The sequence below is a fragment of the Arthrobacter sp. Cr_A7 genome (genome assembly GCF_029222765.1).
Lineage (GTDB): Bacteria > Actinomycetota > Actinomycetes > Actinomycetales > Micrococcaceae > Arthrobacter.
The window spans coordinates 1-7,603 of the sequence record NZ_JARHXQ010000002.1; the positions used below are offsets into that span (position 1 = coordinate 1).

Annotated in this window: 10 protein-coding genes; all 10 read left to right on the top strand. The window is 66.6% G+C overall.

All coding sequences use genetic code 11. The features are described 5' to 3' along the window. Window positions 1–37 precede the first annotated feature (37 nt). On the top strand, window positions 38–586 hold the full coding sequence (rimM, locus tag P2Q66_RS00015) for a ribosome maturation factor RimM (protein ID WP_275724621.1): 549 nt from the start codon (window positions 38–40) through the stop codon (window positions 584–586). Further along, the gene (gene trmD / locus P2Q66_RS00020; RefSeq protein WP_079598962.1) at window positions 587–1,396 is read left to right on the top strand and encodes a tRNA (guanosine(37)-N1)-methyltransferase TrmD; all 810 of its coding nucleotides are present in this window, start codon (window positions 587–589) and stop codon (window positions 1,394–1,396) included. It begins immediately after the preceding gene. Between the two features lie 269 nt (window positions 1,397–1,665). Further along, window positions 1,666–2,025, top strand: coding sequence for a 50S ribosomal protein L19 (rplS, locus tag P2Q66_RS00025; RefSeq protein ID WP_079598963.1), 360 nt, complete (start codon window positions 1,666–1,668; stop codon window positions 2,023–2,025). Window positions 2,026–2,111: 86 nt separating this feature from the next. Next, window positions 2,112–2,789, top strand: a complete 678-nt coding sequence (gene lepB, locus P2Q66_RS00030) for a signal peptidase I (RefSeq protein ID WP_115525548.1) — start codon at window positions 2,112–2,114, stop codon at window positions 2,787–2,789. Beyond that, window positions 2,790–3,632, top strand: a complete 843-nt coding sequence (lepB, locus tag P2Q66_RS00035) for a signal peptidase I (protein ID WP_275724614.1) — start codon at window positions 2,790–2,792, stop codon at window positions 3,630–3,632. 1 nt (window position 3,633) lies between these two features. Further along, the gene (locus P2Q66_RS00040) at window positions 3,634–4,494 is read left to right on the top strand and encodes a ribonuclease HII (protein WP_275724615.1); all 861 of its coding nucleotides are present in this window, start codon (window positions 3,634–3,636) and stop codon (window positions 4,492–4,494) included. A 52-nt stretch (window positions 4,495–4,546) separates the two neighbouring features. After that, window positions 4,547–4,873 (top strand): DUF2469 domain-containing protein, encoded by a 327-nt coding sequence (locus tag P2Q66_RS00045; protein ID WP_009359307.1) that lies wholly within the window; start codon window positions 4,547–4,549, stop codon window positions 4,871–4,873. A 110-nt stretch (window positions 4,874–4,983) separates the two neighbouring features. Then, the gene (locus tag P2Q66_RS00050) at window positions 4,984–5,340 is read left to right on the top strand and encodes a YraN family protein (RefSeq protein WP_115525545.1); all 357 of its coding nucleotides are present in this window, start codon (window positions 4,984–4,986) and stop codon (window positions 5,338–5,340) included. After that, on the top strand, window positions 5,341–6,885 hold the full coding sequence (locus P2Q66_RS00055; protein WP_275724618.1) for a YifB family Mg chelatase-like AAA ATPase: 1,545 nt from the start codon (window positions 5,341–5,343) through the stop codon (window positions 6,883–6,885). It abuts the gene before it with no gap. Continuing rightward, window positions 6,882–7,603: DNA-processing protein DprA (locus P2Q66_RS00060; RefSeq protein WP_275724619.1), on the top strand; the 722-nt coding region annotated here is incomplete at its 3' end. The genes P2Q66_RS00055 and P2Q66_RS00060, both read left to right, overlap by 4 nt.

Below are 7,603 nucleotides of genomic sequence, written 5' to 3' on the forward strand. Positions count from 1 at the left end.
AACAACCGCAATCCACACATTTGGAACAGAGGAACACATGCAGCTTCAGGTGGCCCGCATTGGCAAGCCCCACGGCATCCGCGGGGAAGTCACGGTCCAGGTCCTGACCGATGCCCCTGGGGACCGGTTTGTCCCCGGCACCGAGATGGTGGTTGACCCCGCGGCCCTGGGCCCCCTGACGGTGAGCAGTGCGCGGTGGAACAAGGACATCCTCCTGCTCGGCTTCGAAGAGGTGGCAGACCGCAACCAGGCAGAGACGCTGCGCGGCGCCAAGCTCTTTATTGAAACCGAGGAGCTGAATGAGGACGACGACGAAGGCTGGTACGAGCACGAACTCGTTGGACTCGAGGCCCGGGTGGGCTCAGACGTGGTGGGCAAGGTTGCCGCGCTCAACACCGGGACCGCGCAGGACCTGCTCAGGGTCACCACCCCGGAAGGCAACGAAATCCTGGTTCCGTTTGTCGAGCAGATTGTTCCCGAGGTCAACATCGAGGAAGGGTACATCCTCCTTACGCCGCCGGCCGGCCTTTTCGAGCTGAACGCGGAGGCCGAAGCAGCCCCCTCGGAACCAGAAGGCAACGCCTAAATGCGCATCGACGTCGTCAGCATCTTTCCCGAGTACCTGGCACCCCTTGAACTCTCGCTGATCGGCAAGGCCCGGCAGGACGGAATCCTGGACCTCCACGTCCACGACCTCCGCAGCTTCACCACCGACAAGCACCGTTCCGTGGACGATACCCCCTACGGCGGCGGCGCGGGCATGGTCATGAAGCCGGAACCCTGGGCGCAGGCCCTCGCCTCCATCGCCGAAGAGCGGCCCCGGGCCGAGGGCAAGCCCGTCCTGATCGTCCCCTCGCCCGCAGGGGAGCGGTTCACCCAGGCGCTGGCCTACGAACTCGCGGAGGAAGAGCATCTTGCTTTCGCCTGCGGGCGCTACGAGGGAATCGATGAGCGCGTGATTGAGTGGTCACGCGAGCACTTCGATGTGCGGCCGGTCAGCCTGGGGGATTACGTCCTCAACGGCGGGGAAGTGGCCGTCCTGGCCATGGTGGAGGCCATCGGCCGGCTGCTGCCCGGCGTGGTGGGCAACCCGGAATCATTGGTGGAGGAGTCCCATTCCGACGGCCTCCTGGAGTATCCCGTGTACACTAAGCCCGCCGTCTGGCGGGAGCGGGAAGTGCCTGCCGTGCTGCTGAGCGGCAACCACGGCAAGATCGCCCAGTGGCGCCGCCACGAGCAGTTCCGCAGGACGGCGTCGCGCCGTCCGGACCTGCTGGAAGGTTTCGACGCCGGAAGCCTCCCCCGTGCGGACCGCACCGAACTGCAGAACTTGGGATACGACGTCGTGGACGGGAAGCTGGCCCGCCGCCCTGAAGCGACCGGGCAACACCCCTGATCGGCGCCGCCCGGCGTATCCTGCCTGCCGGGGCCCGGCAGGATTGGCTGTAACGGTTCCACTGTGGCAAAATTAGTCCTTGTGTCTGCTGGGTCCGCACCTGCCACAGGGGGAGCGCAACCAACAGCTTAGGCAACCGGCCTCGTCAACCATTGAGGCGGCCGGACCACTTAACTTTCGGCAGCAATTTCCGGGTCGCTGACAAGCGCCCGGGCTTGCCTGCCGTGACCCAAAGTGAATGACCTGTGGCGTTCACCAGGAGTGCAATCATGCATATTCTCGATTCCGTAGATGCAGCTTCGCTGCGCACCGATGTTCCCGAGTTCCGGGCGGGTGACACCCTGAAGGTTCACGTGAACATCATCGAAGGCAAGAACTCCCGCGTCCAGGTGTTCCAGGGCTTCGTCCTTGGCCGCCAGGGTGACGGCGTCCGCGAGACCTTCACGGTCCGCAAGGTCTCCTTCGGTGTCGGCGTTGAGCGTACCTTCCCGGTACACTCCCCGATCATCGACAAGATTGAAGTTGTCACCAAGGGCGACGTTCGCCGCGCCAAGCTTTACTACATGCGTGCACTGCGCGGTAAGGCTGCAAAGATCAAGGAAAAGCGCGACTTCAGCACCGCCAAGTAAGTCCCTCCCGGACCTACGAAGGCTGGGCCGCAGCCGTAACCGGCCAGCGCCGGAGCCAATCAGCACCAGCGCAGCAGGATACGGACATGGACCAGACAAAACGCCAGCCCCCAAAAATGGGCTGGCGTTTTGCGTTCCTGGCGCTCCTCCTGGCGGTCGCGGTCAGCGGCCTGGTCCGGTCCCTGTGGATCGATGTCTACTTCATCCCGTCCGAATCCATGGAGCCTGTCCTGGAGGGCGGAGACCGGATCCTCGTATCGCGGACCGGCTTCCAGGAAGAACCGATACGGCGGGGAGACATTGTTGTCTTTGACGGGCGGGGCACTTTTGCGCCGCTCAACAGCGGCCGGGGCCCGCTCGCGGATGCCGCATCCGGAATCACCCAGTGGCTCGGACTCACCGGCAGCGACACCACCTACGTCAAGCGGGTCATCGGACTCCCCGGTGACACTGTGGTCTGCTGCGATGCGGGAGGAAAGATCACCGTCAACGGCCAGATCCTGGAGGAGCCGTACATTTTCGACGGCGACGCGCCCAGTACCCAAAGGTTCAGTGCGGTGGTCCCGGACGGCCGGCTGTGGCTGCTGGGCGACCACCGTTCGCTTTCCGCAGACTCCCGCAGCCTGCTTGGAGCGCCCGGCGGGGGGATGGTGCCCATAGACCGGGTTATTGGCAGGCCCGTCCAGATCGTCTGGCCGCTTGATAGATTTGCTCCAGTACCACGGCCGCCCGCGGCTGAACCAACCATAGAGAACGGACAGTAGATGCCCGAGAACCACGCGCGGACACCGGAACCGCGCCACGACGGCACTTCGGATACCCCGGCCGGCCCGGCCTCCGGGGCAACTGTCCCCGGTGCGGACGAACCGGCCCCCGCGTCTCCTGCCCCGGCGCCGGCGGAAAGCCGTTCGGCTGCCAAAGCGGCGGACAAGCCGACCGGCAACCCGGTGTTCGCCTGGCTGAAGGAAGTGGCCACCGTTGTGGTGATCGCCGTCGTGCTCTCCTTCCTCATCAAGACTTTTCTTTTCCGGGCTTTCTTCATCCCGTCCGAATCTATGGCGAACACACTGGATGTCGATGACCGGATCTTCGTCAACCTCCTGGTGCCGGAACCCTTCTCGCTCAGCCGTGGGGACGTTGTGGTCTTCCGCGACACCAAGGGCTGGCTGCCGGCAGCGCCTGCCAAGGCTGAGGGGCCGTTCACCTGGGTGCAGGACGGTCTGACGTTCGTTGGGCTGCTGCCGGACAATTCGGAGCAGCACCTCGTCAAGAGGGTCATCGGCCTGCCCGGGGACCACGTGGTCTGCTGCGACACCGGCGGTAAAATCACTGTTAACGGGACCGCCCTTGACGAAACGTACGTCAACCCTGCCGAGGTTCCGCAGGTCCGCAACTTCGACGTCGTTGTTCCTGAAGGGAAGGTGTGGGTGATGGGTGACAACCGGAACCACTCCGCCGATTCCCGCGCGCACATGGACGCCGACGGCGGCTTCATCGACGTCGACGACCTCGAGGGCAAGGCAGCGGTCATCGCGTGGCCTTTGAGCCGGATCACCTCCCTGGACAACCACCCGGACGTGTTCCGGAACGTGCCGGCGGCCCCCTGACATGTGCCCGGCAGTCAAGGCGGCCCCGGCTAAGGCCGATCCGGCGCAGACCAATCCGGCACAGGCCGCTCCTGGAAGGACCCGGTCCGGATCCACCAAGGTATCCGCCGTCCGCGCCAAGGCCCCGACGTTGCGCCACGAGCGGTCGTTCAAGGCGCAGGGGGTCCGGTACCTTGCCGGGGTGGACGAGGTGGGACGCGGTGCACTGGCAGGCCCGGTGAGCGTGGGCATCGCTGTGGTCGACCTCGAACGGCAGAAGTCACTGGCCGGGGTGCGGGACAGCAAGCTCCTGGCCCCTGCGGAGCGGGAGCGGCTGGAGCCCCTGGTGCGGCGGTGGAGCGTGGCCTCCGCCGTGGGGCATGCCTCCGCCCAGGAGATTGACGCGCTTGGCATCATCGCCGCGCTGCGTCTGGCCGGTACCCGTGCCTGGCGTGACATCCTTGCCGGCGGAGTTACCCCGGACATGGTGCTGCTCGACGGCAGCCACAACTGGCTCTCGCCGGCCGGGCAGCCGTCCCTGTTCGATCCGCCGGTCCTCGACGTTGCCTGTGACGCCCCGGTGCATACCAAGGTCAAGGCGGACATGCAGTGCCTGAGCGTGGCCGCCGCCAGCGTCATCGCCAAAGTTGAGCGGGACCGGACCATGCGGGAACTGCACGTTGAGTACCCCGACTTCGGCTGGGACATCAACAAGGGGTATGCCACTGCGCTGCACCGCGACGTGCTCCGCGCGGCTGGGCCCACTCCCTACCACCGGGTGAGCTGGCGCCTGCTGGGCGGGGAGCTGGCGGACGGGGAGCTGCAGGACGGGGAGCCGGACCCCGGCGGGTTGCCCGGCTGGGAAGATTCAGCGGAAGACTGAGTCCTGCCATGCTCCGGCGCCTGCGGCGGTTGAGATGGTGCAAGATGGAACCATGAGTGCTGAAGATCTTGAAAACTATGAAACCGACATGGAGCTGCAGCTCTACCGTGAATACCGCGACGTCGTCGGACTGTTCAGCTACGTTGTCGAGACCGAACGGCGCTTTTACCTGGCCAACCATGTTGATCTTCAGGCCCGCAGCGCGGACGGTGAAGTCTACTTCGACCTGACACTGCAGGACGCCTGGGTGTGGGATGTGTACCGGTCGGCGCGGTTCGTCAAGAGCGTCCGGGTCCTCACATTCAAGGACGTTAACGTGGAAGAGCTTCCGCGCAACGAGGAGCTGGCCATGCCCAAGGACGTGGACCTGGGCAACTAGCGCCCGGCCCGCCACTCCACTTCTCCTCCACATCCTGCCCGGTCCACATAGGGCAGTTGTTCCCTTACCTTCGCTTGCTTCCGGCAGCAGGCTGGTTGCGGAGGTAGAAGATGAAATCAAAAGACCTGTTGGGCCGGCACGGCGAGGACCTCGCCGTCGGATACCTTGAATCCCTGGGCATGCTGGTGGTGGAGCGCAACTGGCGCTGCACCGAGGGCGAAATAGACATCGTGGCCCTCGACGGCGACGCGCTGGTCATTGCCGAAGTCAAAACCCGCCGCTCGCTGGATTACGGCCATCCCTTCGAGGCCGTCGGGCCCGAAAAGCTCGCCCGGCTGCACCGGCTCGGTTCGGCGTGGTGCCGGGACCGGGAACTGCGGATGCCCCTGCGGCGCGTGGACGTGATAGCGGTCGTGGACGACGGCGGCGGCGAACCCTTGGTGGAGCACCTCAAGGGGGTGGGGTGAATGGCGCTGGGCCGCACGTACTCCATCGCGCTGGTGGGTTTGAACGGGTACATAGTGGAGGTTGAGGCCGATATCGGCCAGACCCTCCCGGCTTTTGTGATCCTCGGCCTGCCGGATGCCGCCTTGAATGAAGCCAAGGAGCGCATCCGGTCCGCGGCGAAGAACTCCGGCATCCCGCTCAGCCGGCGGAAGATCACCGCCAACCTGATCCCGGCATCGCTTCCCAAGCGCGGCTCAGGTTTTGACCTCGCTGTCACCATGGCTGTGCTCCGGGCGGCCAACGACATCAAGCCGACCGGCCGCACGGTCTTCATCGCGGAACTCGGGCTTGACGGCAGGCTCCGGCCCGTCCGGGGAATCCTTCCTGCCGTGATGGCCTCGGTGCAGGCCGGATATGCGGAGATCGTGGTGGCGCAGGCCAACCACGCCGAGGCGTCGCTGGTCCCCGGCGCCAACGTCCGCGGATACCGGACCCTCGCCAGGCTGGCGCTGGACTTCGGGGCAGACCCGCAGGAACTTGCCCTGGATTTCGAACCGGACGACGCCGAGGACTACGGCGACGCGCCCGGCGAGGCCGCCAGCTGTCCGGACATGGCGGATGTCTCCGGCCAGGGCGACGCCCGCCGTGCCCTTGAGGTCGCGGCTGCCGGAGCCCATCACCTGCTGCTCACAGGTCCGCCGGGCGCCGGTAAAACCATGCTCGCGGAACGCCTGCCAGGCCTGCTGCCTGACCTTGGCGACCATGAATCCATGGAGGTCACCGCCATCCACTCGTTGTGCGGCCTGCCGTCATCCGCGGTCCAGCTCCTGCGCCGGCCGCCCTTTGAAAACCCGCACCACTCCGCAACCGCCGCTGCCATCATCGGCGGCGGCTCCGGGCTGCCCCGGCCGGGAGCGGCATCGCGGGCACACCGCGGGGTGTTGTTCCTGGACGAGGCCCCCGAGTACGAACGCCGTGTCCTCGATGCCCTGCGGCAGCCCCTGGAGAGCGGTGAGCTGGTCATCCACCGGTCCGCAGGAACCGCTGCCTACCCCGCGCGTTTCCAACTGGTGCTCGCCGCCAATCCCTGCCCGTGCGGCAAGGCCTCCGGCAAAGGGCTCGATTGCACCTGCACCCCCATGATGCGGCGCCGCTACCTCGCCAGGATGTCGGGACCTTTGCTGGACCGGGTGGATATCCAGCTCCAGGTCGAGCGGGTGTCCCTGGCCGAGTTCGGACAGGCCGGGGAAGAGGAGGACACGGCGTCAGTCGCCCGGCGGGTGCGGGCCGCGCGTTCCCGGCAGGCCGAGCGGTTAGGCCCGTTCGGGTTGGAGACCAATTCGCAGGTGCCTGGCCGCATCCTGCGCGGGGAGTTGCGGCTTCCCCCAACTGCCACCCGCATCCTCGATCATTCCCTGGAACGCGGCGTCCTGACAGCCCGCGGCTACGATCGGGTTCTGCGCCTGGCGTGGACCCTTGCCGACCTTGCCCATCGGGACGTCCCCGATACAGACCACATCGGGCAGGCCCTGGGCCTGCGGCAGGCAGCGGCGGCCGCGGCATGAAGGAACCAGCCATCGATGCGGAACGGCTGGCGCGCGCCGCGCTGTCACGGCTCATGGAGCCCCAGGATGCTGCGGGCCTCGCCCTCGTCCAGCTGGCGGGCGCGGTGGACGCCCTCGGAATCGCCACCGGCCAGCTGAAGGCGGGGCCCGAACTGGAGCGCGAAATCACCGGGCTCCTTGCTGACAACGGCTCCGCCACAAGCTGGGCCGGAATGGCCGCTGCGATTAAGCGTTGGCAGCCACGGATCCCTGACCTGGCGCCGGAACGCGACCTCGCTACCATGGCCCGCCTGGGCGGACGTCTCATCATCCCGTCCGACGATTTGTGGCCCGGCCAGTTGGCTGACCTCGGAATCCAGGAACCGATCTGCCTGTGGTGGCGCGGCCAGGAGCAGCCGCTCCCGGCCGCTGACACCTGTATCGCCCTGGTGGGGTCGCGGGACAGCACCAGCTATGGAGCGGCCGTCACGGGCGACCTCGCCTACTCGCTCGCGCAGCGCGGATTCACCGTGGTCTCGGGTGGCGCATACGGCATCGATGCCCATGCCCACCGGGCTGCGCTGGCCGGGGGCTCCGGCGCCGTACCCACCATCGCCGTGATGGCGGGCGGTGTGGACCGGTTCTATCCGTCCGGGAACGAGGATCTCCTGCGGGCTGTCTGCAACCAGGGAGCGGTGCTTGCCGAGGTACCTCCCGGTTCTGCGCCTACCCGGTACCG

What these genes read in the sequence shown, in the direction of transcription:
- lepB (WP_115525548.1), top strand. Translation starts at nt 2,112, where the DNA reads ATGGACCAGACAAAACGCCAGCCCCCAAAAATGGGCTGGCGTTTTGCG.
- P2Q66_RS00055 (WP_275724618.1), top strand. Translation starts at nt 5,341, where the DNA reads ATGGCGCTGGGCCGCACGTACTCCATCGCGCTGGTGGGTTTGAACGGG.
- P2Q66_RS00045 (WP_009359307.1), top strand. Translation starts at nt 4,547, where the DNA reads ATGAGTGCTGAAGATCTTGAAAACTATGAAACCGACATGGAGCTGCAG.
- rimM (WP_275724621.1), top strand. Translation starts at nt 38, where the DNA reads ATGCAGCTTCAGGTGGCCCGCATTGGCAAGCCCCACGGCATCCGCGGG.
- P2Q66_RS00040 (WP_275724615.1), top strand. Translation starts at nt 3,634, where the DNA reads ATGTGCCCGGCAGTCAAGGCGGCCCCGGCTAAGGCCGATCCGGCGCAG.
- rplS (WP_079598963.1), top strand. Translation starts at nt 1,666, where the DNA reads ATGCATATTCTCGATTCCGTAGATGCAGCTTCGCTGCGCACCGATGTT.
- trmD (WP_079598962.1), top strand. Translation starts at nt 587, where the DNA reads ATGCGCATCGACGTCGTCAGCATCTTTCCCGAGTACCTGGCACCCCTT.
- P2Q66_RS00050 (WP_115525545.1), top strand. Translation starts at nt 4,984, where the DNA reads ATGAAATCAAAAGACCTGTTGGGCCGGCACGGCGAGGACCTCGCCGTC.
- lepB (WP_275724614.1), top strand. Translation starts at nt 2,790, where the DNA reads ATGCCCGAGAACCACGCGCGGACACCGGAACCGCGCCACGACGGCACT.